At 40.2% G+C, this 23,765-nt stretch carries 23 protein-coding genes; 6 read left to right on the plus strand and 17 right to left on the minus strand.

The annotated features are described in order from the left end of the window. Nucleotides 1-17 precede the first annotated feature (17 nt). From D8849_RS00280 to xerS, 5 genes are all read left to right on the plus strand, one after another. Nucleotides 18-1,196 (plus strand): hypothetical protein, encoded by a 1,179-nt coding sequence (locus D8849_RS00280; protein ID WP_125385827.1) that lies wholly within the window; start codon nucleotides 18-20, stop codon nucleotides 1,194-1,196. Nucleotides 1,197-1,384: 188 nt separating this feature from the next. After that, the gene (gene ylqF / locus D8849_RS00285) at nucleotides 1,385-2,236 is read left to right on the plus strand and encodes a ribosome biogenesis GTPase YlqF (RefSeq protein WP_000201324.1); all 852 of its coding nucleotides are present in this window, start codon (nucleotides 1,385-1,387) and stop codon (nucleotides 2,234-2,236) included. Further along, nucleotides 2,223-3,002, plus strand: a complete 780-nt coding sequence (locus tag D8849_RS00290) for a ribonuclease HII (protein ID WP_125385828.1) — start codon at nucleotides 2,223-2,225, stop codon at nucleotides 3,000-3,002. The genes ylqF and D8849_RS00290 overlap by 14 nt, the downstream gene beginning before the upstream one ends. A gap of 16 nt (nucleotides 3,003-3,018) precedes the next feature. Then, nucleotides 3,019-4,569 carry a ClC family H(+)/Cl(-) exchange transporter gene (locus tag D8849_RS00295; protein WP_125385829.1) on the plus strand — a complete coding sequence of 517 codons (1,551 nt, stop codon included), beginning with the start codon at nucleotides 3,019-3,021 and terminating at the stop codon, nucleotides 4,567-4,569. A 556-nt stretch (nucleotides 4,570-5,125) separates the two neighbouring features. Further along, nucleotides 5,126-6,196 (plus strand): tyrosine recombinase XerS, encoded by a 1,071-nt coding sequence (gene xerS, locus D8849_RS00305; protein ID WP_125385831.1) that lies wholly within the window; start codon nucleotides 5,126-5,128, stop codon nucleotides 6,194-6,196. 73 nt (nucleotides 6,197-6,269) lie between these two features. Here xerS and D8849_RS00310 read toward each other — a convergent pair whose 3' ends face one another. The 15 genes from D8849_RS00310 to eno form a co-directional block, all read right to left on the minus strand. Next, on the minus strand, nucleotides 6,270-7,259 hold the full coding sequence (locus tag D8849_RS00310; protein WP_125385832.1) for a lipoate--protein ligase: 990 nt from the start codon (nucleotides 7,257-7,259) through the stop codon (nucleotides 6,270-6,272). A 59-nt stretch (nucleotides 7,260-7,318) separates the two neighbouring features. Next, nucleotides 7,319-9,022 (minus strand): dihydrolipoyl dehydrogenase, encoded by a 1,704-nt coding sequence (lpdA, locus tag D8849_RS00315; protein ID WP_125385833.1) that lies wholly within the window; start codon nucleotides 9,020-9,022, stop codon nucleotides 7,319-7,321. 45 nt (nucleotides 9,023-9,067) lie between these two features. Continuing rightward, the gene (locus D8849_RS00320; RefSeq protein WP_125385834.1) at nucleotides 9,068-10,111 is read right to left on the minus strand and encodes a dihydrolipoamide acetyltransferase; all 1,044 of its coding nucleotides are present in this window, start codon (nucleotides 10,109-10,111) and stop codon (nucleotides 9,068-9,070) included. A gap of 397 nt (nucleotides 10,112-10,508) precedes the next feature. Beyond that, a complete protein-coding gene (locus D8849_RS00325; protein ID WP_000448714.1) occupies nucleotides 10,509-11,501 on the minus strand; it encodes an alpha-ketoacid dehydrogenase subunit beta in 993 nt (330 codons plus the stop codon). 15 nt (nucleotides 11,502-11,516) lie between these two features. Further along, nucleotides 11,517-12,485 (minus strand): thiamine pyrophosphate-dependent dehydrogenase E1 component subunit alpha, encoded by a 969-nt coding sequence (locus D8849_RS00330; RefSeq protein WP_125385835.1) that lies wholly within the window; start codon nucleotides 12,483-12,485, stop codon nucleotides 11,517-11,519. A 153-nt stretch (nucleotides 12,486-12,638) separates the two neighbouring features. Next, nucleotides 12,639-14,000: an MATE family efflux transporter gene (locus tag D8849_RS00335; RefSeq protein ID WP_125385836.1), complete on the minus strand. Its 1,362-nt coding sequence runs from the start codon at nucleotides 13,998-14,000 to the stop codon at nucleotides 12,639-12,641. A gap of 41 nt (nucleotides 14,001-14,041) precedes the next feature. After that, nucleotides 14,042-15,310 (minus strand): dihydroorotase, encoded by a 1,269-nt coding sequence (locus D8849_RS00340; protein ID WP_125385837.1) that lies wholly within the window; start codon nucleotides 15,308-15,310, stop codon nucleotides 14,042-14,044. Between the two features lie 12 nt (nucleotides 15,311-15,322). Continuing rightward, nucleotides 15,323-15,787: an NUDIX hydrolase gene (locus D8849_RS00345; RefSeq protein WP_001135768.1), complete on the minus strand. Its 465-nt coding sequence runs from the start codon at nucleotides 15,785-15,787 to the stop codon at nucleotides 15,323-15,325. A gap of 9 nt (nucleotides 15,788-15,796) precedes the next feature. Further along, the gene (locus D8849_RS00350; RefSeq protein WP_125385838.1) at nucleotides 15,797-16,450 is read right to left on the minus strand and encodes a uracil-DNA glycosylase; all 654 of its coding nucleotides are present in this window, start codon (nucleotides 16,448-16,450) and stop codon (nucleotides 15,797-15,799) included. A 61-nt stretch (nucleotides 16,451-16,511) separates the two neighbouring features. Next, nucleotides 16,512-17,204, minus strand: coding sequence for a pyrimidine 5'-nucleotidase PynA (gene pynA, locus D8849_RS00355; protein ID WP_125385839.1), 693 nt, complete (start codon nucleotides 17,202-17,204; stop codon nucleotides 16,512-16,514). A gap of 38 nt (nucleotides 17,205-17,242) precedes the next feature. After that, nucleotides 17,243-17,440 carry a hypothetical protein gene (locus tag D8849_RS00360; protein ID WP_023942550.1) on the minus strand — a complete coding sequence of 66 codons (198 nt, stop codon included), beginning with the start codon at nucleotides 17,438-17,440 and terminating at the stop codon, nucleotides 17,243-17,245. Then, a complete protein-coding gene (locus D8849_RS00365) occupies nucleotides 17,437-18,438 on the minus strand; it encodes a hypothetical protein (RefSeq protein WP_125385840.1) in 1,002 nt (333 codons plus the stop codon). The genes D8849_RS00360 and D8849_RS00365 overlap by 4 nt, the downstream gene beginning before the upstream one ends. A 367-nt stretch (nucleotides 18,439-18,805) precedes the next feature. Further along, entirely contained in the window at nucleotides 18,806-19,351 is a 546-nt protein-coding gene (locus tag D8849_RS00370; protein ID WP_125385841.1) for a ClbS/DfsB family four-helix bundle protein, read from the minus strand. Nucleotides 19,352-19,407: 56 nt separating this feature from the next. Next, nucleotides 19,408-19,902 (minus strand): YkgJ family cysteine cluster protein, encoded by a 495-nt coding sequence (locus D8849_RS00375; RefSeq protein WP_000031466.1) that lies wholly within the window; start codon nucleotides 19,900-19,902, stop codon nucleotides 19,408-19,410. A 176-nt stretch (nucleotides 19,903-20,078) separates the two neighbouring features. Beyond that, nucleotides 20,079-21,383: a surface-displayed alpha-enolase gene (gene eno, locus D8849_RS00380; RefSeq protein WP_000022813.1), complete on the minus strand. Its 1,305-nt coding sequence runs from the start codon at nucleotides 21,381-21,383 to the stop codon at nucleotides 20,079-20,081. A gap of 163 nt (nucleotides 21,384-21,546) precedes the next feature. On the opposite strand from eno, the gene D8849_RS00385 reads away from it, so the two are divergent. After that, a complete protein-coding gene (locus D8849_RS00385) occupies nucleotides 21,547-21,993 on the plus strand; it encodes a DUF1694 domain-containing protein (protein ID WP_125385842.1) in 447 nt (148 codons plus the stop codon). Here D8849_RS00385 and D8849_RS00390 read toward each other — a convergent pair. Next, a complete protein-coding gene (locus tag D8849_RS00390) occupies nucleotides 21,990-23,105 on the minus strand; it encodes a glycerate kinase (RefSeq protein WP_125385843.1) in 1,116 nt (371 codons plus the stop codon). The two genes, D8849_RS00385 and D8849_RS00390, sit on opposite strands and share 4 nt — an antisense overlap. A gap of 8 nt (nucleotides 23,106-23,113) precedes the next feature. After that, on the minus strand, nucleotides 23,114-23,758 hold the full coding sequence (serB, locus tag D8849_RS00395) for a phosphoserine phosphatase SerB (protein ID WP_125385844.1): 645 nt from the start codon (nucleotides 23,756-23,758) through the stop codon (nucleotides 23,114-23,116). Between the last annotated feature and the right edge of the window lie 7 nt (nucleotides 23,759-23,765).

Raw genomic sequence — 23,765 nt, forward strand, 5'->3', positions numbered from 1 at the left:
TCTAGAAAGGAGACCTCATGACACTTCCAGTTAGAAAATCCCTGCACGATGCGGTTTTACAGGCTTCAAAAGCTAATACTTGGGAACAAGCTACCAAGGAATGGAATGAAGTTTCCTTGATTTTTAACGGTATCGGCCGTAGCAATTGTGTCTGTGGAAATGCTATCAAATACGCCTACGAACTCTTTAACGGAGTGACTGGTCAACGACTATTTCCTATAGGCAGCGACTGCGTCAGACACTTTCATCGATTGACCCTTGACCAGCAACTGGAAGAGGAGGAAAAACTGCTCAGAAAGGTTGAAAATCTGACCAGAAAAGCCCAGAAAAAGGAAAAAATCAAGGTCAATAAAAGTGACTTTGACGAGCGTCTTCTAAAGTGGCTCTGGGAAAAAGGTGTTTTTAAAGCTAATCGTGGCAATCAGTTCTCACCTGAGAAAGACTACCAGCTCTTCCTAGAAGTCTTTCAAGGAGGAAGTTGGACCAAGGCAGAGCCTAAGAAGAAGGCTCGGATGGAAGAAGTCCTTGAAAAGTGTATCAAACCCTTTTTACTTGGAAAACCAGATGACCAACTCTACCTTGTCAAGCTAGGTAAGGAGAAAATTGACTACGAACAAGAACTCCGTATCCAGGCAGAGAAAGAGCGCAAGAAGAGGGATAAAATCGCCAAACAATATGCAGACAATCTGGTTCTAGCCATGGGCCCAGCGGAGCGTGCTTATCAGGATTACTTTGGCTTTACAGAAACCCTAACCCAAGAAGAACGCAAGTGGGAAAAAATTCTTTTTGGTAAAAATAGGACAGAACGGGCTGTCAAGGCCAAGCAATACCAAAAAGAGCTGGAAAAAGACCAACGAATTGCTAGTCAAGATCCAATTGAAAGAAAGCAGAAGCAGACCTGGCTCCTCAATTCCTATTTTCGTGAGCTTCCTGAAGAAAAAACTCGATTTGCTCGGCTCTTATTAGAATATCGAAAAAGTGGAGAAGTTCCCTTTTCAACCGAATATCTGTCAGATCATCTTATTGATTTTCTCTATAAAATGAAAGCCTTTGAGTTTGAAATCGCACCAGAACAAGTTCGAGATTTTCTAAAAGAAAGTCTCCAGGCAGAACATCTCTCCTCAGCACAGGAAAGCTGGATAGAAGGCATTTTGACAAATTGTATAGTCCCATTTTTATCTCGAATACTCATCTAAAACTAAATATATAAGACATGGAATTTTATATAAGGTTAATATATAAATTAAGTGGGGTTGAAATCAGTCTTCCTTTAAAAAGTAGCTATTACAAACAAAAGCTTATGCAAAAAAGACTAATTTATGATAGAATAGAGGATAAGAAAGAAAACGTTTTTACAGTTTTTTCAATCCGAAGGAGATATATTATGGCTACTATTCAATGGTTTCCTGGTCACATGTCTAAAGCTCGTCGACAGGTTCAGGAAAATTTAAAATTTGTTGATTTTGTGACGATTTTGGTGGATGCACGCTTACCTCTATCTAGTCAAAATCCTATGTTGACCAAAATTGTTGGTGACAAACCAAAACTCTTGATTTTAAATAAGGCTGACTTGGCTGACCCAGCAATGACAAAGGAATGGCGCCAGTATTTTGAATCACAAGGAATTCAGACGCTAGCTATCAACTCCAAAGAGCAAGTGACTGTAAAAGTTGTAACAGATGCGGCCAAAAAGCTCATGGCGGATAAGATTGCTCGCCAGAGAGAACGTGGGATTAAAATTGAAACCTTGCGTACTATGATTATCGGGATTCCAAATGCTGGTAAATCAACTCTTATGAACCGTTTGGCTGGTAAGAAAATTGCTGTTGTAGGAAACAAACCAGGTGTTACCAAGGGACAACAATGGCTCAAAACCAATAAAGACCTGGAAATTTTGGATACACCGGGGATTCTCTGGCCTAAGTTTGAGGATGAAACTGTAGCTCTTAAGTTGGCCTTGACTGGAGCTATCAAAGACCAGTTGCTTCCTATGGATGAGGTAACTATTTTTGGCCTCAATTATTTCAAAGAACATTATCCAGAAAAGCTGGCTGAACGCTTCAAACAAATGAAAATTGAGGAAGAAGCGCCTGTTATTATTATGGACATGACCCGTGCTCTCGGTTTCCGTGATGACTATGACCGCTTTTACAGTCTCTTCGTGAAGGAAGTCCGCGACGGCAAACTCGGTAACTATACCTTAGATACATTGGAAGACCTAGATGGCGACGATTAAAGAAATCAAAGAACTCCTTGCTACTGTCAAGGACCTTGATAGTCCTATTTTTTTAGAGCTTGAAAAGGATAATCGCTCTGGAGTTCAAAAGGAAATCAGCAAGCGTAAAAAAGCCATTCAGGCAGAATTGGAGGAGGATCTTCGTTTGGAATCCATGCTTTCCTATGAAAAAGAACTTTACAAGCAAGGATTGACCTTAATTGCTGGTGTTGATGAGGTTGGTCGTGGTCCTCTGGCTGGGCCTGTAGTCGCTGCAGCTGTTATTTTACCTCAAAATTGTAAGATTAAAGGTCTCAACGACAGCAAGAAAATTCCTAAAAAGAAACATCTGGAGATTTTCCAAGCCGTTCAGGATCAAGCCTTGTCAATCGGGATTGGTATCATGGATAATCAGGTCATCGACCAAGTCAATATCTATGAAGCAACCAAACTAGCTATGAAGGAAGCAATCTCCCAGCTCAGTCCGCAACCTGAGCACCTTTTGATAGATGCCATGAAACTGGATTTGCCAATTTCACAAACATCTATCATCAAAGGGGATGCCAATTCCCTTTCAATTGCAGCAGCTTCTATAGTAGCCAAGGTGACACGTGATGAATTGATGAAGGAATTCGACCAGCAATTTCCCGGCTATGATTTCGCTGCTAATGCAGGATATGGAACTGCTAAACACCTGGAAGGCCTCACAAAACTAGGAGTTACCCCAATTCACCGAACCAGCTTTGAACCCGTTAAATCACTGGTTTTAGGAGAAAAAGAAAGTTAAATTAGAAGGAATGATTATGGAGGAACAGTCAGAAACACTCAGTTCCAAGAAAGAATTTGCCTTTGCCTCGAGTACCATATTATCCCAAGTTGGACGAGGAATCATTGTTGGTCTCGTTGTTGGAATTATCGTTGGATCCTTTCGTTTCTTAATCGAAAAAGGTTTCCACCTGATACAAGGACTTTATCAAGATCAAGCGCACCTAGTGCGCAATCTTTTTATCATTGGTCTATTTTATTTAATAGTTTGTTGGCTCAGTGCAAAATTAACTCGATCAGAAAAAGATATCAAAGGCTCAGGAATTCCTCAAGTCGAAGCCGAATTAAAGGGATTGATGACTCTCAATTGGTGGGGAGTTCTTTGGAAAAAATATATTCTAGGTATTCTTGCAATCGCAAGTGGCCTCATGCTGGGGCGTGAAGGGCCTAGTATCCAACTTGGAGCGGTCGGTGGTAAAGGAATTGCCAAATGGCTCAAATCCAGTCCAGTAGAGGAACGCTCCTTGATTGCGAGTGGAGCTGCAGCGGGATTAGCCGCTGCATTTAATGCTCCCATAGCAGGACTTCTCTTTGTTGTAGAAGAAGTCTATCACCATTTTTCACGCTTTTTCTGGGTGTCTACTCTCGCAGCTAGTCTCGTAGCAAACTTTATTTCTCTGCTCATATTTGGTCTAACGCCCGTACTGGATATGCCAGATAATATCCCTCTCATGACCCTAGACCAGTATTGGATATATCTCCTTATGGGAATTTTTCTAGGACTTTCCGGTTTTGTCTATGAGAAAGCTGTATTAAACGTCGGAAGAGTTTATGATTGGCTTGGTCAAAAAATCCGTTTGGATAGAGCTTATTATCCAATTCTTGCCTTTATTCTCATCATACCAGTCGGCATCTTCTTACCCCAAATCCTTGGTGGTGGAAATCAGCTGGTTCTTTCCTTAACTGAGCAAGATTTTAGTTTCCAAGTTCTATTAGCTTACTTTTTGATTCGCTTTGTTTGGAGCATGATTAGTTATGGAAGTGGCCTTCCAGGAGGTATTTTCCTACCAATTTTGGCGCTTGGCTCCTTGCTTGGAGCTCTAGTTGGTGTTATTTGTGTCAATCTTGGACTTGTCAGTCAGGAGCAATTCCCTATATTTGTCATTCTAGGAATGAGTGGCTATTTTGGAGCAATATCTAAGGCTCCCTTAACTGCTATGATACTCGTAACTGAGATGGTAGGAGATATTCGCAACCTCATGCCACTTGGATTAGTAACCTTGGTCGCCTACATCATCATGGATCTACTAAAGGGTGCACCAGTATATGAGGCTATGTTGGAAAAAATGCTGCCAGAAGAAGCGACAGATGAAGGTGAAGTCACTCTCATTGAAATCCCTGTTTCAGATAAAATAGCAGGAAAACAAGTACACGAACTCAACTTGCCACATAACGTACTCATCACCACCCAAGTCCATAATGGCAAGAACCAAACAGTTAACGGCTCAACCAGAATGTATCTCGGAGATATGATTCACCTAGTTATTCCAAAAAGTGAAATTGGGAAAGTCAAAGATTTGTTGTTGTAGGGTTTTACATAATTTATGTTATGTAAAAATAAATTTCTTAATTAAATATATTAGAAAACCGATTCTCAGCAATGAGATCGGTTATTTTTTACAGATAAGACATTACACATACAAATAATTGAACTTGGATAAAAATAAGACTATAATCAAGTTAAAAATGATAAAGCATAAAGCTAGAAAGGAGTTTACTGTATCAAATCTTTACAGTAAGATTAAAATCATGAAAAAGAAAACGATAGCAATTATACAATGCATTTTGTATCTCATAGCTCCTTTTATACCTCTTCAGTTATGTAGAATGAACAGAAGCTTAGTGGTTGAGTTCTTTATTATTTTCTTTATTCTGTTGACTATTTCATTCTGGTTTAGTATTTGAAAACTAGAAAAAGCACTAAATAATGATTCACAATAATGACTTCAAAGATTTAGATCTGTTTTACACAGATTTAAGTCTTTTTTAAAAATTCTATAACATCTTTCCGAAAAACTATAATTTTCTTGAAAAATATATGAGTCTATGCTATACTACTAGTAGACTTATTTATGGAGAAAATACATGAAACGTGAGATTTTACTGGAACGAATCGACAAACTAAAACAAATCATGCCCTGGTATGTTCTGGAATACTACCAATCTAAGCTTGCTGTTCCTTACAGTTTTACAACCTTGTACGAATACCTCAAGGAATACGATCGATTTTTCAGCTGGGTTTTAGAGTCTGGTATCTCAAACGCCGATAAAATATCTGATATTTCTTTATCTGTCTTGGAAAATATGTCTAAGAAAGACATGGAATCCTTTATCCTTTACCTACGTGAACGTCCTTTGCTGAATGCTAATACAACAAAGCAAGGTGTTTCACAGACAACTATCAATCGGACTTTGTCAGCACTTTCTAGTCTTTACAAGTATCTGACCGAGGAGGTTGAAAACGATCAAGGGGAACCTTATTTCTATCGTAATGTAATGAAGAAAGTTTCAACCAAGAAAAAGAAAGAAACACTTGCTGCCAGAGCTGAAAACATCAAGCAAAAACTCTTTCTAGGTGATGAAACAGAAGGTTTTCTAACTTATATCGACCAAGAGTACCCACAACAACTTTCAAATCGCGCTCTCTCATCATTCAACAAAAATAAAGAACGTGATTTGGCTATTATTGCCCTTCTCTTGGCTTCTGGTGTCCGTTTATCTGAAGCTGTTAATCTGGATCTAAGGGATCTCAATCTCAAAATGATGGTTATCGATGTCACTCGAAAAGGTGGCAAACGTGACTCGGTCAATGTCGCTGCTTTTGCTAAGCCTTATTTAGAGAATTATCTTGCTATTCGAAATCAACGCTATAAGACAGAAAAAACAGATACAGCCCTTTTTTTGACTCTCTACAGAGGTGTTCCTAATCGTATCGATGCTTCCAGCGTTGAGAAAATGGTTGCTAAGTACTCTGAGGACTTCAAAGTCCGTGTAACACCCCATAAACTACGCCATACGCTAGCAACCAGGCTCTATGATGCCACTAAATCGCAAGTTTTGGTCAGTCATCAGCTAGGACATGCCAGTACACAAGTCACTGACCTCTATACCCATATCGTCAACGATGAACAAAAAAATGCTCTAGATAGTTTATAATTTTACGTACTTTAAATTATGTAAATAAATATCAAAAAAAAGAAGCTGGTCCTACAACCAACTTCTTTTTGATTTATCCAACTACCGCCTCAGCGATTTCTTCACGGCTAATACCAGCGAAGTAGCGTGTGATATCAATGGTTTCTAGCGCCTTAAGGACATCTTCGCGTTCGTATTTCACCCCACGAAGGATATCTTCTACTGCAGCAACGTCTTCAATACCAAAGAAGTCACCATAAATCTTGATGTCTTGGATTTTTGATTCGAGAACATTAGCAAAGACTTCCACTTTACCACTGGTGAATTTTGTTCCACGACGGACGTTAAACTCAGGTGACTTACCATAGTTCCAGTCCCAAGTACCGAACTTGGTATCCTTGATGCGATTGATTTCAGCCAATTCTTCCTCAGAAAAAACGTATTCTGTCATCTCTGGATACTCTTTTTTCATGTATTCCAAGAGTAAGTCACGGAATTCTTCGACTGTGATTCTTTCTGGTAATTCATTGACAATATTGGTGACACGGGCACGGACGGATTTCACACCTTTTGATTCAAATTTGTCCTTTGAAACCTTGAGGGCATTTGCGAGGACTGACAAATCAACGTCAAAGAGCAAGCAACCGTGGTGCATGATACGGCCATTGATATAGGCTTGTGCATTGCCACAGAATTTCTTACCATCAATCTCAAGGTCATTACGACCTGTGAACTCAGCTTTAACCCCAAGTTGAGCCAGGGTATTGATAACTGGAGTTGAGAAGCTCTTGAAGTCAAAAGCCTTGTTTTCATCTTCTTTTGAAATGATCGTGTAGTTGAGGTTATTTAAATCGTGGTAAACAGCTCCACCACCACTGATACGGCGGACCACCTCAATACCATTTTCGCGAACATAATCACGGTTGATTTCTTCGATGGTATTCTGGTGACGACCAACAATGATAGATGGCTTGTTAATCCAAAGTAGGAAGATTTGATCCTCATCCAAAAGGTGTTTAAAGGCGTATTCTTCCAAGGCAATATTAAAGGCAGTGTCGTTTGAATGATTGATAATATATTTCATGATATCCCTTTATACGATAGAGACTGGAAAACACCTTTCCAGTCTAATCTATCTTTCTTTTATTTTTTCTTAGGTGAATGGATAGCCATTCCTAGAACATCCGCAAATGCTTCGTACATCACTTCAGAGTAAGTTGGGTGTCCGTGGATAGTCTTCAGCATTTCTTCAACAGTGATTTCCATTTCGATAATGCTTGATGCCTCGTTAATCAATTCTGCAGCTGCAGGACCGATAATATGAACACCAAGGATTTCTCCGTATTTCTTATCTGCAATGACTTTTACGAAACCTTGAGCAGCATCCGATGCAATAGCACGACCGTTAGCAGCAAAGTTGAACTTACCGATGGCAACATCGTATTTCTCACGGGCTTGTTCTTCTGTCAAACCTACTGCTGCTACTTCAGGAAGAGTATAGATGGCTGCAGGAGTCAAGTTCAACTTGGCAACAGCATGATTTCCTTTAAGAGCATTTTCAGCAGCAACTTCCCCCATACGGAAGGCTGCGTGAGCCAACATCTTAGTACCGTTGATATCACCTGGTGCATAGATACCTGGAACAGAAGTTTCCATGTATTCGTTGACCTTGATACGTCCACGATCCAATTCAAACTCAACATCACCAATACCTTCAAGGTCTGGAACACGACCGATTGAAAGAAGAGCTTTATTTACGATGATATCGTCTTTTCCTTCAACCTTGATACGAAGTTGACCATTTTCCTCGATGATTTCTTGCAGTTTAGTACCAGTCAAGATGGTCATTCCTTTACGCTCAAGGATCAAGCGAAGGTTCTTAGACACTTCTGCATCCATAGCTGGCACGATACGGTCCATCATTTCGATAACAGTTACTTTTGAACCAAATGTCATGAAGGCCTGACCAAGTTCGATACCGACAACACCACCACCGATGATAACAAGGCTTTCTGGCACTTCATTCATTTCAAGAATGTCATCACTAGTCATGACAAGTGGAGATTCCATACCAGGAACGTTGATTTTGCTGACTTTTGAACCACCAGCAAGGATGATTTTCTTGGTTTCAAGCAATTCAGAACCATTTACCAAGACATTCTTGTCTTTAGTAATAGTACCAATACCTTTATGTACAGTAACTCCATAACTACGAAGAAGACCTGCAACCCCACCTACCAAGGTATTAACAACCTTAGACTTGGTTTCAAGGAGTTTATCCATATCTACAGTGAAGTTTGGATTTTCGATTACGATACCACGGTTTGCGGCATGACCGATATTCTCGATGATTTCAGCATTATGAAGGTAGGTCTTGGTTGGAATACAACCACGGTTCAAGCAGGTTCCACCGAGTTCTGATTTCTCAACAAGGGCAACCTTACCACCGAGTTGAGCTGCTTTAATGGCTGCCACATATCCAGCAGGACCTCCACCAATCACAACGATATCAAAGGCATCATCGCTCTTACCATCGTCGTTTGAGGCACTAGCTGCAGGTGTTGGGCTAGCTTCTGGCGCTACGGCTCCAGCTGTTGGGATATTTTCCCCTTCTTCGCCAAGGTAACCGATAACTTCCGTTACAGGGACAGTTTCACCATCTCCTTTGAGGATAGCAATCAAGTAACCGTCTTCTTCGGCTTCCAATTCCATGCTGACTTTATCAGTCATGATTTCCAAAAGGATTTCTCCTTCTTTTACAAATTCTCCGACTTTTTTATTCCATTGGACGATTTGTCCTTCTGTCATATCCACGCCGGCTTTTGGCATAATTACTTCTAAGGCCATGTCTTCCTTCCTTTATCTATATCTTAAAAATGAATACTCTTGCTCTTAAATCAACATTGAGATTGGATTTTCAATCAATTCTTTCAAGTCCTTCATAAACTTAGCACCAGCCATACCATCTACGACACGGTGGTCGATGGTTAATCCTAGGCTCATGATAGGGCGAATCTCAATTTCACCATTGACGACAACTGGCTTCTCAATTGTCGAACTGACACCAAGGATAGCTGAGTTTGGTTGGTTAATGATAGGACCAAAGGACTGAACGCCAAACATTCCCAAGTTACTGATTGTGAATGTTGAATTTTGAAGTTCACTTGGAGCCAATTTGCCATCCAAGGTACGGCCAATCACATCCTTGAAGGCTACAACCAGTTCTGAAAGACTCATCTCCTCCGCATTGTACACAACAGGTGTCATCAATCCATTATCCATCCCAACTGCCATGGCAAGATTGACATAGTTGTGAGTGATAATGGTCTTGCCATCTTCTGTCAATGAAGCGTTGATGTATGGGTGTTTCATAAGAGTCTTAACAACTGCAAGTGAAAGAAGGTCTGTTACAGTAGTCTTCTTCCCAGTTGCTTCCATGATTGGTTCAAGCACCTTCTTACGAAGAGCCAACATTTCAGTCATATCAACTTCATAGTTGAGCGTGAAGGTTGGCGCAGTTAGGTAAGATTCAACCATACGTTGGGCAATAACCTTACGCATTGGTGTCATTGGAATACGTTCAATTTCACCGTATGGTGTTACGTTATCAGGAACTTCTTCCACTTTTTCAATCTGAGCAGGAGACTTGATGGTATCATTTTCAATATTTTCAGGAAGCAAGGCCAAAACATCCTTCTTCATGATTTTACCACGATGACCAGTTCCTTGGATTTCCTGCCAAGCAATGTTATGTTCGAGGGCAATTCGTTTTGCAAGTGGCGAAATGCGAACCACGTTTGTGTCTTTATAAGTTTCCACGTCTTCTTTGTGGACACGACCGTTTGCACCTGAGCCAGGAACGTCGTAGAGGTTGATCCCTAAATCATCCGCTAACTTTCTAGCCGCAGGAGTCGCTCTTAGCTTGTCATCAGCCATGACCTCTCCAATTCTATACTAAGATATTAAGGACGAAGAGGGCAATGAAAAAATAGGAGATTGACGATGTGTTCGATGAACACAAGGAAATCTATCTTTTTTTCGCAGACCTCCGTCCGAATTCAATTAAATGATACTAAGGGCGTTTAAAAGCGACTGAAAAATAGGAAATCGACGATGGCTTCGATGAAGCCAAGGGGATTTATCTTTTTTCCGAGCTTTTAGCCCGTGTTCAACTCTACAAGCAACTTGGATACAACATGTATCTCAAGTTGCTACTGTTGTCGCTATTAAGCGGTCAACCTAGTAGACTTACTAATTCATTCGTCGAATATTATCGAATCAACTTTTCTTGCGAAAGATAACATTGACTTTACATAACTTATCTTATGTAATACTACTCTTTGTTATAAGTCTTACGGATTGCATCTTTGATGCTTTCAACTGTTGGAATCATTGCATTTTCTAGGTTTTGCGCGTAAGGCATTGGAACATCTTCTCCTGCACAGCGGCGGATTGGTGCATCTAGATAGTCAAATGCTTCTGATTCTGAAATAATAGCTGAAATTTCGCCGATATAGCCACTTGTTTTGTGGGCATCGTTGACTAGAACGACCTTACCAGTCTTCTTCACTGAGTTAATGATGATATCCTTATCAAGTGGAACAAGGGTACGTGGGTCCACAATTTCAACTGAAATGCCTTCTTCTGCTAATTCTTCAGCAGCTTGAACCACACGGCGAAGCATTTTTCCATAAGTAACAACTGTTACATCTGTCCCTTCACGTTTGATTTCCCCAACTCCAAGTGGAATCGTGTAGTCTGGATCAACTGGTACTTCCCCTTTTTGGTTAAATTCTGACTTGTACTCAAGAATAATAACTGGGTTGTTATCACGGATAGAAGACTTGAGCAGTCCTTTCATGTCAGCAGGTGTACCTGGAGCCACAACCTTAAGTCCTGGAATGTGAGTAAACCAAGACTCTAGTGATTGCGAGTGCTGGGCGGCAGAGCCAACTCCGTTACCAGCTGCACAACGAACAGTCATTGGAACCTGACCTTTACCACCAAACATGTAACGTGTTTTAGCTGCTTGGTTGACGATATTGTCCATGGCAATAACCGAGAAGTCCATGAAGGTCATATCAACGATTGGACGAAGTCCTGTCATGGCTGCTCCTGCTGCTGCTCCTGAAATGGCAGCTTCAGAAATCGGACAGTCACGAACGCGTTCTGGACCAAATTCTTCAAGCATTCCAACAGAAGTACCGAAGTCTCCTCCAAAGACACCGACATCTTCTCCCATCAAGAATACATTTTCATCGCGACGCATTTCCTCAGACATAGCAAGGATAATGGTGTCACGGAAGGACATTGTTTTTGTTTCCATTTTATCTCTTTCTCCTTAGTCTGCGTAAATATCTTCAAATGCTGATTCAAGTGGTGGGAATGGACTTTCCTCTGCAAATTTAACAGAAGCTTCTACTGCTTCCTTGACTTGCGCTTGGATTTCTTCCAATTCTTCGGCACTTGCAATAGTGTTTTCAATGAGGTACTTGCGGAGGTTTTCGATCGGGTCTTTTTGTTTCCACAATTCCACTTCTTCACGCGTACGATATTTACCAGGGTCAGATGATGAGTGACCAAGCCAACGATAAGTGACACTTTCAATCAAGACTGGTCCATTGCCACCACGAACATGGTCTACAGCTTTCTTAAATCCTTCATAGACGTCGATGACATTGTTACCGTCTTCGATGAACATTCCAGGAATTCCATATGCAGCGCTACGTTGATGGATATGCTCTACATTGGTCATTTTCTTGATATCCGCTGAGATTCCATAACCGTTGTTAATGCAGTAGAAAATGACAGGGAGTTTCCAGATAGAGGCCATATTTACTGCTTCGTGGAAAACACCTTCGTTGGTCGCACCATCTCCAAAGAAGCAGACTACAATTTTTCCAGTATTTTGCATTTGCTGACTGAGGGCTGCACCAACAGCGATTCCCATACCACCACCTACGATACCATTGGCACCAAGGTTACCAGCATCAAGGTCAGCAATATGCATAGAACCACCTTTACCTTTACAGGTTCCAGTGTATTTTCCAAGAATTTCAGCCATCATTCCGTTGAGGTCAATTCCTTTGGCAATAGCTTGTCCGTGACCACGGTGGTTTGATGTGATCAAATCGTCTGGGTTGAGAGCCAGCATTGCACCCACGTTAGCGGCTTCCTCTCCAACAGAAAAGTGCGTCATTCCTGGCACTTTCCCTTTCTTTACTAATTGCGCAATTTTTAAGTCCATGCGACGGATTTCTTCCATCTTGCGGAACATTTCTAGCAAAAGATTTTTATCTAAAGTTGACATCTTCTTGCCTTTCTAACTTTCTTCTTACCTTACTATTTTACCGTTTTTGACAAATACTGTCAAAGTTTTTCTAAAAGAAATTTCACAAAATAAAAAATAAAACCCCGTGAAAACAAGGGATTTTCTTATCAAGAATATTTTTTCACAAACTTTTTAGCTTTTGGATTTTGCTAAAGATTCAAATCTCTTCATAATCACAGTTAAACGCCAACGGTAGAGAACTCCACTCACAACCAAACTAATAATCAAGCCGATCCAGTAAGAATAAGCTCCAAAGGTTGTTAGGGAATCGAAGACTATAGCCACTGGGATTGCTACGCCCCAATAACCAAGCAAACCAAGGTAAAAAGGAATAACTGTATCCTTATAGCCTCGCAAAATTCCCTGAAGCGGTGCCGCAAAGGTATCTGCTAACTGAAAGAAAAGGCTGTAAGTCAAAAAACGCGCTGTCAAATCGATAAATTCTGAGTCGTTCCCGTAAAGACTAGCCACATTTCCCCTAAAAATGTAAAGGAAGGATAAGGTGAAGCCTGCAAAAATAAGGGCTGTCCATCTTCCTAAACTAATATAGGTTTTCGCATCATCAAATCGCTTGGCTCCCACTTCATAGGAAACGACAATAGCCATAGCAGATGAGATGCTCATAGGAAAGGCGTACATGAGAGATGAAAAATTCATAGCTGACTGGTGACTAGCAATAATCAAGGACGAGAACTTAGCCATAATCAAGCCAACCACGGAAAAGATAGCTACTTCCGCAAAGACAGTTCCGCCAATCGGCAGACCTAAGCGAACTCCTTCCCTGATTTTATCCATATTAAGTGGAATTCGTTTCTCAAGGTGTAGGGCTTTGAGCTTCTCCTGTTTGAATAGAACCAGTACAGAAATTCCCAGTAAGACCCAGTAAGCCAAGGAAGTACCTAAACCAGAACCAGCACCTCCCAGTTCTGGAATACCAAAGGCCCCATATATCAAGAGATAATTAAATCCACTATTCAAAGGAAGTAACAAAAGCATGAGATACATAGATAGTCTGGTCAACCCTAGCGAATCCAGCAAGGAGCGAATAACACTAAAGAGCAACAGGGGGATAATCCCGATAGATAAAAACCAGAGATAGCGAACCGCTACTGCCGCCACTGGTGCTTCTAATCCAATATGATTCAAGACTGGTGGTGCCACGAAAACTACCATCCCCAGCAAGACCACGGATAGGCCCAAGGCCAGATAGATGAACTGGTAAAAATCAGACGCAACCTCTTCCTTTTTGCCTCGACCAAGATGATGACCAATGATGGGCACCAGAGCTGACACAATCCCTGTAAGGAAGGTAAAGAAGGGATTCCAGATACTGGTTGCCATAGACACACCAGCCAAGTCCATGGTGTTGTATTGACCAGTCATAGTTGTATCAACAAAGGATGCAGAATAATTGGCAAATTGATAAATCAGGATAGGGAAAAATATCTTTAAAAATAAGATAAATTTGTCTTTAAAATGATGGGTTTGGTACATATAGGCTCTCTATTCTTTTTGTTTACAGAGCAGACTCCCACCTAGTTTTGATAGACGATTTGTCCCTTACAGATAGTATATTTAACCTGCCCTTTTAAGGTTTCACCGATGAATGGTGAATTGGCTGCTTTGGAAGCAAAATGGGAATCCACAAGGCGGTCAGCCTTAGCATCAAAAATAGTGATGTCCGCTGGACCATTCTCAGTCAAGTAACCTGCTTCAAAGTTGTAAAGCTTGGCTGGGTTGTATGTCATTTTTTCAAGTAATTCCATCAAGCTTAACTCACCAGCTTCCACCAAATAGGTCAAGCCAAGAGATAGGGATGTTTCTAAGCCAGTCATGCCAGATGGTGCTTTGGTAATATCATCGACGTTTTTCTCATCTGCATGGTGAGGCGCATGGTCAGTCGCGATAACTGTGATGATGCCTGATTTAAGACCTTCGATAACAGCACGGCGGTCTGATTCCAAACGAAGCGGCGGATTCATCTTAGCATTGCTACCTTGTGTCAAAAGAAGTGCTTCTGTCTTAGAGAAATGCTGTGGCGCTACTTCTGCTGTGACTTGCGCACCCAAACCTTGAGCAAACTCCACTACTTTAACACTTTCTTCCTTAGACAAATGCTGAATATGAACATGAGCCTTAGTTGCATAGGCAATCATGACATCACGCGCCATCATAGCGTACTCAGCCACCCCAGTTGCACCACAGATATGGAAATGTTCTTTAGCAATATTTTCATTAAAGCCAAGAATCCCATTCAAACCTGGATCTTCCTCATGAAGACTAATAAAGGTATTAAGCTTTTTAGCTTCCTCCATGGCTTCCTTGACAACTTTACTACTTTCAAGTGGAATACCGTCATCAGAGAAACCAACCGCACCTGCTTCTAAGAGTGCCTGAAAGTCTGTCAAATCTTGGCCATTAAAATTCTTAGTAATGGTCGCAACCGTCTTGACATTGATTTTTTCCTTGGCAGCTGACTGGAGAACTTCTTGCAAAGTCTCCACGTCTGAAATGGTTGGACTAGTATTAGCCATCATGACGACAGTAGTAAAACCACCTGCGGCGGCTGCTAAGGCACCAGTATGGATATCCTCCTTGTGGGTCTGACCAGGTTCACGGAAATGAACATGAATGTCGACCAAGCCAGGAGCAACTACAAGACCAGTAGCATCAATTATCTCTGCTCCTTCTTCTTTAATCTCAGGCGCAATTTTGATAATTTTCCCATCTTGAACTAAGACATCACAAACTTGATCCAAACCAGACTTGGGATCCATTACACGACCATTTTTGATTAGTAGCATCTGCTTTCTCCTTTATTCATAGAAATCAACTTGGGTATCCAACAATTTATCCCCATCATAAACAAACTTGGCTGAAAAGAAGGGTTTATCCTCTAAAAGCCACTCAACAAAGGTATGGTCACCTTCCCAAGTTGGCTTGCTCAAAACTTCATCATAAGGAACCCATTCTAGCGTCCCCTCGTTGCAATCAATCAAGTCGCCCTCAAACTCCGTCACTTTAAAAACATAGGTATACCAGTCTAAATCAGGTGTAAATTCAGGAAAAGTGATAACACCTTTTAGAACTGGCTTGGCTTTGAGCCCTGTTTCTTCGAGGATTTCACGCGCTGCACATTCCTGAGGTGTCTCTCCTCGCTCTAGTTTACCACCCACACCAATCCATTTACCTTCATGAACATCATTGGGTTTCTTATTACGGTGGAGCATGAGCAGTTCTTTCCCGTTATCAATGTAGCAAATGGTCGCTAACTGAGGCATATTTTCTCCTTATCTAAGCCAATCGATTGGCTCTTGTCCTGTCTCTTTTAAGAATGCATTGGCCTTGGAAAAAGGCTTGGAACCCCAAAATCCTCTATAAACCGACAAAGGACTGGGATGAGCTGATTCGATAATCAAGTGATGAGGATTGGTAACTAAGGCCTTCTTCTTGCGTGCATAAGCTCCCCAGAGAACAAAAACGACTGGTCTATCTAGATGATTGACCACCTGAATCACAGCATCCGTAAAAGGCTCCCATATCTGACCAGCATGACCATTGGCCCGTCCAGCAGGAACAGTCAAACAAGCATTAAGTAGCAAGACTCCTTGCTCAGCCCAAGCTGTCAAATCATGAGATTTCTTAACCCCGATATCATCTGACAATTCTTGAAAGATATTTTGCAAGGATGGCGGAGCTGGGATAGAGTCAGGTACAGAAAAACTCAAGCCCTGCGCTTGACCTGGCCCGTGATAGGGGTCTTGTCCTAGAATCACCACCTTAACTTCTTCAAGAGATGTTGTCAAGAGAGCCTGAAAAACCTTTTCCTTGGGCGGATAAACAGTTCCCTGAGCATAGACCTGCTCCATAAACTGATTGATTTTCCCAAAATAACCCTCAGGTAATTGCGCCTTAATCAAAGCATGCCAAGATGAGTGTTGCATAGCCGACTCCTTCTTTTTTACTGCCTCTATTATAGCAAAAAGTGGCTATCTAAACCACTTTTTACAGTTTACCTAAACAATCCAGCAAATCTTGATAAGAATGGACTTCGTAAGTCGGCTGGGCTTGTTTGTGATTTTCGAGGTGATGAGGATTGTACCAAATCGTGTCAATCCCCGCATTATTGCCACCTTGAATGTCGGCGGTTAGAGAATCTCCAATCATCAGTGTCTTTTCTTTGCTAAAGCCAGCAATCTGTTGACCAATCTTTTCATAAAAGAGAGCATCAGGCTTTTGTGTTTGCAATTGTTCAGAGATAAAAACTTGATTGAAATAAGGTGCCAGACCAGACTGAGCCAAACGCCCTGTCTGAATGGCAGTTATTCCATTTGTCGCAGCATACAAGTCAAAATCTCGCTCGATGAGGCTGTACAAGAGTTCATGAGCGCCTGAAAGAGTTTGTCCCTGCTGGGCAAGGTAAAATTGGTAACGTTGGGCCAGTAAAGTACCGTCCTTCTCAAATCCAAAATGGGCAAATAAACGAGAAAAACGCGTGTTAATCAGCTCTTGTTTACTAATTTTCTTTTGCTCCAAATCCTTCCAGAGAGCCTTGTTCATAGGAACATAATAGTCTTTATAAGCCTGAATATCTGTAACCCCTTCTTCTTTTAGGAGTTGCGTCAAAGCCACATCCTCAGCAGCATCAAAATCAAGAAGAGTGTGGTCAAGGTCGAAAAGTAGAAATTTGTAGGACAATTTGAGAGTTTTCCTTTCTAGCTAGTTAATAGATTAGTTTATTTCTTCTTTTTCTTAGTTTTATTCATCAACATACCAACTACAACTGGAGTAACCACACTTCCAACTTGTCCAACAACTTTAAGTATCTTTTTTGCTTCATCTATTTTTTTGTTTCTACACGATTCGCACTTATTGTGCTTATAACTTAATGGTAAATCCCTAGTACATGTCTTGCATTTTTTTATTTCTTTCATTCTAGCACCTCTGTCTCAATAGCATCTGGTTTATTTGGCAATTTCATTATAGAAGTTTCAATTTTTGGCAATTCTTTTGTCCAGTAATTTGTAGGCGAAGGATCAAGTAGATCAAGTCTCTCTACTAATTCTTGAGAACTGAGATAAGTTTCGTTAATAAATTTCCCAAAGTAACCCAAACTTTTTTGAGCAGCCTTTTTCTCGCCCAACTCATTATAAGCTATTGCTGCTGATAGTGAAACGATATTTACGGCTGCTAATCCATCTCTAATCTCATTCATACGAGCTTCAATTTTATCTGGTTTATCCCCTTTTAATAACTTCCCCCAAGTAGAATCTGGTTGTTCTTTAATAAAATTTACATTAGATTTTTGACTAAGCATTAGAAGGTTTCGACTATCTTCTGCATCTGAAATAACTTGCAGTAACATCATTGTTCTAATGTTTGGATCTGATATCTCTCTAGCCTGCAAGAGTTTCTGTTGACAACTATAGGCTATGGCAAGTCTATCTGACTCCTGTCCTTTTCTGACGTCTTCAATAGCATATTGTACATTTTGAATCTCCTCTGCAATCTGAGCCATTTGAATTTGTGACGAATAATCAGCTAACGCTTTATTTAATTCTGGTGTCAATTTAACAGATTTCAATGGTACATTTCCAATGACTTTATTAGTATTAGTATCTACTAATACCGCCAAGAGAGAGCCATCTTTCTTTGTCATTAATTTTAGCACTCCTTGAGCAATTTGTTCCCGTTGTTCTGGAGAAAGAATTGCCTGAAAAACCTCTTCAGGTATACTAGATTGGACAACATGGATAAAGGCTGGAGCAGAATATAACATTTTTTCTACTTCAGATAAGATTTTATTTGCATTTTTGGCTAAAGGTTGGGCTATTTCTGGTAACTTATTAAAAAACGTTGAGGGTTTTAGTTCATAACCGTCAATATCAAGAATATCAAAGTCATCTTCGCCAAAAAATAAAACTTCATCCATAAATTACTACCTCATTATGTTTAAATTATTAGAAATATTATACCATATTAAACAAAATTATGATTTTGATTTTTCTTTAATATTATCTATCAAATCATTTTTACTGGAATCTAACATAAAAAAACACTCTCCTATCCAATTGACAGCCCAAATCTTTTAGAATAGAACAATCCTAACTATCGAATACCCTAACTTCATAAATATATATGTAATTTTAGACCTAGAATACCTATAAAATAAATGTTTTTTACACTCTTCTAAGCCATTTATAACCTTAAATGTTAATTTTTGAAGAATTATAAAGCTAGAATTGCTCTAAAACAAAGAAAAATAAGGTATTCGAAACTTAGAAGAGCCCATCTACACCTCAACTACGACACTTACAATTTTTCTGATGAGCTTTGAATTTTTTCAGAGCCCAATCATAGTGGCTTGACGTGCTACTAACAAAGTAGGAACCTAGACTTGTCCCTCCCGTCCACTTATAGACACCTTTGGTAAAGAGTTCGTCATTGCTAAAAACTTCTATCAACTCTAAAACCTCTCTATGTGATTGTTGTATGAGTCTAGTCGCTTCTTCTAAAGACGTTTTCTGGTGCTTCTTCCAAAAAGCGACATTCATTTCCCCATAAGTTTTCCAATTATAAGGTTCAGGGAGAAAAAGTCTTTCGAGACCTTCTTGATTAGAATGAACCCAAGTCAAAAGTAACTGATGCCATTCATAAAGATGGATCAAGACATCCCTCAGATTTTTATCCCTTTTCCAGTGAGCTTCTTTTTTCTTTGGGTCTCTTGAAAAATCAAATGGAGTCTGTAGCTCATCTTCACTTAGTTGGGAGATGAAACGATTAAGCTTTTCATAGTTTTCCTTAGAGGCTAGCACTAGCTCCTCTTTTGTTTTCGGTCTAGGCACAGAGTTCTCCCTTCATATCTCTAGTTATTATTAGAAATTTTTTATCCTTTAAATCTCTATAACTTATCCTTTAATTTCTCAACAAAGAGGTAGGCTGCCGGACAGGTCAAAGTATTCTTAATCGTCAAATGGTTGATTTGATGGATCTTTTTGCGATCTGTATGGGGAAACTCTCGACAGGCCTTGGGACGAACATCATAGATGGAACAGAGATTATCTCCTCCTAGAAAGGGACAAGGCATGGATTTAAAAACCTTATCACCATCTTCATCTACCTGCAGAAACTCCGCTTCAAAAGCTGGTAATTTCATCTTAAAATACTTGGCGATTCGTGTAATATCCGCTTCTTTAAAGTCAGGTCCCAATGTCTTGCAACAGTTGGCACAGGCAGTGCAATCAATCTCCTCAAAAACTTCTTGGTGAATCTGTTGAGCTATCTTATCTAGATTTTTTGGTGGTTTTTTCTTTAGATTTGCTAAAATTTTACGGTGCTCCTTTTGCTTTTGCAAGGCTAGCTGGTGGTAATACTCAATATCAATTTCTTTAGACATAATTTCTTTCTAATTCACGTATTTTTGTCTATTATACCATAAACACTGCCCCTTTTTTGCCCCCTGAACAGAAAAAAAGCCCTTCGGATAAAATCCGAGGGGCTTAAAACGTTGTTAAATCAACGGCCGAACTTTTGAATTTTAAGGTTCGGGATAAAATAGTTCACTGAACTATTTTATTTTTTCAAGTTGTAGAATGATTTCAATCCACGGTATTCAGCTACTTCACCAAGTTGGTCTTCGATGCGAAGCAATTGGTTGTATTTAGCGATACGGTCTGTACGTGAAAGTGAACCAGTCTTGATTTGTCCTGCGTTAGTTGCAACTGCGATGTCAGCAATTGTTGAATCTTCAGTTTCACCTGAACGGTGTGATACAACTGCAGTGTAACCAGCTTCTTTAGCCATTTCAATAGCTTCAAAAGTTTCAGTAAGAGTACCGATTTGGTTTACTTTGATAAGGATTGAGTTAGCAGCACCTTCTTGGATACCACGTGCAAGGTAGTCAGTGTTTGTTACGAAGAAGTCGTCACCAACCAATTGAACTTTCTTACCAAGACGTTCAGTAAGAGCTTTCCATCCATCCCAGTCGTTTTCATCCATACCATCTTCGATAGTGATGATTGGGTATTTGTTAACCAATTCTTCAAGGTAGTCGATTTGTTCTGCAGATGTACGAACAGCAGCGCCTTCACCTTCAAATTTAGTGTAGTCATAAACTTTGCGTTCTTTATCGTAGAATTCTGATGAAGCACAGTCAAATCCGATAAATACGTCTTTACCTGGAACATATCCAGCAGCTTCAATCGCAGCAAGGATAGTTTCAACACCGTCTTCAGTTCCTTCGAAACGAGGAGCGAATCCACCTTCGTCACCTACGGCAGTTTCCAAACCACGTGATTTAAGGATTTTCTTAAGAGCGTGGAAGATTTCAGCACCGTAACGAAGAGCTTCTTTAAATGTTGGCGCACCAACTGGCAAGATCATGAACTCTTGGAAAGCGATTGGAGCGTCAGAGTGAGAACCACCGTTGATGATGTTCATCATTGGAGTTGGAAGAACTTTAGTGTTGAATCCACCAAGGTAGCTGTAAAGTGGGATTTCAAGGTAGTCAGCAGCAGCACGAGCTACAGCGATAGACACACCAAGGATTGCGTTTGCACCCAATTTACCTTTGTTAGGAGTACCGTCAAGTGCGATCATAGCACGGTCGATAGCTTGTTGGTCACGTACATCGTAGCCGATGATAGCTTCAGCAATGATGTTGTTTACGTTGTCAACAGCTTTTTGTGTACCAAGACCACCGTAACGAGATTTGTCACCGTCGCGAAGTTCAACTGCTTCGTGTTCACCAGTAGAAGCTCCTGATGGAACCATACCACGTCCGAAAGCACCTGATTCAGTGTAAACTTCTACTTCAAGTGTTGGGTTACCGCGTGAGTCTAGGACTTCGCGAGCGTAAACATCAGTAATAATTGACATTTTTTACTCTCCTTATGAGTTAAATTTTTTACACCTCTATAATACCTTAAAAGCCCTCCTTTTTCAAGAAAAAACGTTATCTTTGTGCAAATTTTCCTTAACTTTATAAAGTAATCGCTTTCTTTTATCTGTTTTATTCTAACTTTTATGATATACTGTTTTCATGACAGATTTATCAAAACAATTACTTGAAAAAGCTCATGGTGGGCCAAAATTAAATCCGGATGAGCAAAGACGCTATCTTGGTACCTTTGAGGAAAGAGTTCTTGGATATGCAGATATTGACACAGCAAATAGCCCTCAGTTAGAAAAAGGGTTTTTATCTATTTTAGAAAACCTTCAGGAAAAAGCAGAGCCACTATTTGTAAAGATTTCTCCAACTATCGAATTTGACAAGCAAGTTTTCTACTTAAAAGAAGCAAAAGAAACTGATAGTCAAGCTACCATTGTATCTGAAGAGCATACTTCTTCTCCTTTTGGCCTGATTATCCACACCAATGCAGCAGTTCAAGTAGAAGAAAAGAATATTCGACTTGCTTTTGCAAAACTTTGGGAAGATAAAAAGGAAGAACCAGCCAAAACATCCATCTGGAAGAAATGGTTTGGCTAAATCTTGTGCATATTTAATAAATGCCCTATATTGGCAGCCGTGTGCTCCAAATAGAGACTGGCATTTTTCAAACTATCTTCCAAAGGTTCACATTTCTCCAAAATAGAAAAGGCAGCTTGGATATTTTCAAATGGTAGGGAAGGTAAATCCTCAGCAATACTACCACAAATAGCAATGACAGGAACTCCGACAGGGGTTCTTTTTGCAACACCTATAGGTGCTTTACCTGCTAAACTTTGACGATCTAGCCTTCCTTCTCCTACAACTACCAAGTCAGCATCTGAAACTTTCTTATCAAAGTTGATTAAGTTCAAGCAGGTATCAATTCCCGACACGATATTTGCCTGAGCAAAGGCACACAAACCAGCAGCAATGCCTCCACCAGCTCCTGCTCCTTTTATTTCCAATGTTGCAGGTGAGATTTTTTCATAAAAATCTTGGATTGCCTGATCTACGACCGCAAACATAGTAGGATGTAAACCTTTTTGTTTGCCAAAAGTGTAAGTCGCACCTTGAGGACCACATAAGGGACTCGCGACATCTGCTAAAATACGAATTTGAACATCTTCAGGAATTTCATAGCGATTTTCTGTTGAAACAGAAGCTAAGTTCAATAAGGATTGACCGCAAGCCGGCAAGACATTTCCGTCCCTATCATAAAATTGATAGCCTAAACCAGCAGAAATCCCCAGTCCTCCGTCATTACTGGCCGTACCACCAACACCGATATAGATTTCTTTAATCCCTTGAGCAATGAGATAACGAATCAACTCTCCAATACCACAAGTTTGGATTTGAAGTGGATTTCGTTTCTCTATCGGAATTTTTCCAAAGCCAACTAAATCCGCAACTTCAAATAGTGCCAGTTGACTTTTTTGAAAATAGCTCATGGCTTCTTTTTGTCCAAAAGGGCCTGTCACTTGGATCCATTTTTCTTCAATGTCAAGAGAATGTCGAATAGCATCTACTGTACCTTCCCCACCATCACCAACAGGGCAGAGGAGACATTCTACATCTGCTATCGATTGTTGTAAGCCTCTTTTAATAGCTTCAGCTACCTCTTCAGCCGTCAAGCTTTCTTTAAACGAATCTGGTGCAATTACAATCTTCATATTTTCCCTCATTCTAAAAAATCAATCAAAGGAAGAACTTCTAAAAAATCCCTCTTGTCGACATGATTTGGTATTTCTTTTTTGAGCACTTCTTTGGCACAAAAGGCGATTCCTAGCCCCGCCGACTTCAACATTAATAAATCATTAGCCCCATCACCGATTGCAGTCGTTCTTTCTTTAGGAAGTTTCAGTTTCTCTCTCCATTTTTCCAGAGTCTCTTTTTTGAGCTCAGGACTGATAATTTGTCCAACTAATTTTCCTGTTAGAAGACCATCTTTGACTTCAAGTTGGTTGGCAGAGAAATGGGCAATACCTAGAGATTTTGCTAATCGATCAACTATTGGTATAAATCCACCAGACACCAGACAAACTTGGACGCCATGCTTTTGGAGAATAGAGATGAATTCTTGAACATTTTGCGATAGATGAATTGAGTTGAAAACTTTATCAAAGACCGAAATAGGAAGACCTGCCAACAAGGATACTCTTTTTCTTAAACTGCTTTCAAAGTCCAACTCTCCTCGCATTGCCTGACTTGTAATCTGCGAAATTTCCTCCTCAAAACCTGCCTCTCTTCCCAACAAATCTATCACTTCTTCTAGGATTACGGTCCCATCAACATCCATAACACACAAGCCTTTTACTTGAGACATCAGTTCT

Origin of the sequence: Streptococcus mitis, from assembly GCF_003942765.1 — a bacterium.
GTDB lineage: Bacteria > Bacillota > Bacilli > Lactobacillales > Streptococcaceae > Streptococcus > Streptococcus mitis_BE.

What these genes read in the sequence shown, in the direction of transcription:
- D8849_RS00280 (WP_125385827.1), top strand. Translation starts at nt 18, where the DNA reads ATGACACTTCCAGTTAGAAAATCCCTGCACGATGCGGTTTTACAGGCT.
- ylqF (WP_000201324.1), top strand. Translation starts at nt 1,385, where the DNA reads ATGGCTACTATTCAATGGTTTCCTGGTCACATGTCTAAAGCTCGTCGA.
- D8849_RS00290 (WP_125385828.1), top strand. Translation starts at nt 2,223, where the DNA reads ATGGCGACGATTAAAGAAATCAAAGAACTCCTTGCTACTGTCAAGGAC.
- D8849_RS00295 (WP_125385829.1), top strand. Translation starts at nt 3,019, where the DNA reads ATGGAGGAACAGTCAGAAACACTCAGTTCCAAGAAAGAATTTGCCTTT.
- xerS (WP_125385831.1), top strand. Translation starts at nt 5,126, where the DNA reads ATGAAACGTGAGATTTTACTGGAACGAATCGACAAACTAAAACAAATC.
- D8849_RS00310 (WP_125385832.1), bottom strand. Translation starts at nt 7,259, where the DNA reads ATGAAATATATTATCAATCATTCAAACGACACTGCCTTTAATATTGCC.
- lpdA (WP_125385833.1), bottom strand. Translation starts at nt 9,022, where the DNA reads ATGGCCTTAGAAGTAATTATGCCAAAAGCCGGCGTGGATATGACAGAA.
- D8849_RS00320 (WP_125385834.1), bottom strand. Translation starts at nt 10,111, where the DNA reads ATGGCTGATGACAAGCTAAGAGCGACTCCTGCGGCTAGAAAGTTAGCG.
- D8849_RS00325 (WP_000448714.1), bottom strand. Translation starts at nt 11,501, where the DNA reads ATGGAAACAAAAACAATGTCCTTCCGTGACACCATTATCCTTGCTATG.
- D8849_RS00330 (WP_125385835.1), bottom strand. Translation starts at nt 12,485, where the DNA reads ATGTCAACTTTAGATAAAAATCTTTTGCTAGAAATGTTCCGCAAGATG.
- D8849_RS00335 (WP_125385836.1), bottom strand. Translation starts at nt 14,000, where the DNA reads ATGTACCAAACCCATCATTTTAAAGACAAATTTATCTTATTTTTAAAG.
- D8849_RS00340 (WP_125385837.1), bottom strand. Translation starts at nt 15,310, where the DNA reads ATGCTACTAATCAAAAATGGTCGTGTAATGGATCCCAAGTCTGGTTTG.
- D8849_RS00345 (WP_001135768.1), bottom strand. Translation starts at nt 15,787, where the DNA reads ATGCCTCAGTTAGCGACCATTTGCTACATTGATAACGGGAAAGAACTG.
- D8849_RS00350 (WP_125385838.1), bottom strand. Translation starts at nt 16,450, where the DNA reads ATGCAACACTCATCTTGGCATGCTTTGATTAAGGCGCAATTACCTGAG.
- D8849_RS00360 (WP_023942550.1), bottom strand. Translation starts at nt 17,440, where the DNA reads ATGAAAGAAATAAAAAAATGCAAGACATGTACTAGGGATTTACCATTA.
- D8849_RS00365 (WP_125385840.1), bottom strand. Translation starts at nt 18,438, where the DNA reads ATGGATGAAGTTTTATTTTTTGGCGAAGATGACTTTGATATTCTTGAT.
- D8849_RS00375 (WP_000031466.1), bottom strand. Translation starts at nt 19,902, where the DNA reads ATGTCTAAAGAAATTGATATTGAGTATTACCACCAGCTAGCCTTGCAA.
- eno (WP_000022813.1), bottom strand. Translation starts at nt 21,383, where the DNA reads ATGTCAATTATTACTGATGTTTACGCTCGCGAAGTCCTAGACTCACGC.
- D8849_RS00385 (WP_125385842.1), top strand. Translation starts at nt 21,547, where the DNA reads ATGACAGATTTATCAAAACAATTACTTGAAAAAGCTCATGGTGGGCCA.
- D8849_RS00390 (WP_125385843.1), bottom strand. Translation starts at nt 23,105, where the DNA reads ATGAAGATTGTAATTGCACCAGATTCGTTTAAAGAAAGCTTGACGGCT.
- serB (WP_125385844.1), bottom strand. Translation starts at nt 23,758, where the DNA reads ATGTCTCAAGTAAAAGGCTTGTGTGTTATGGATGTTGATGGGACCGTA.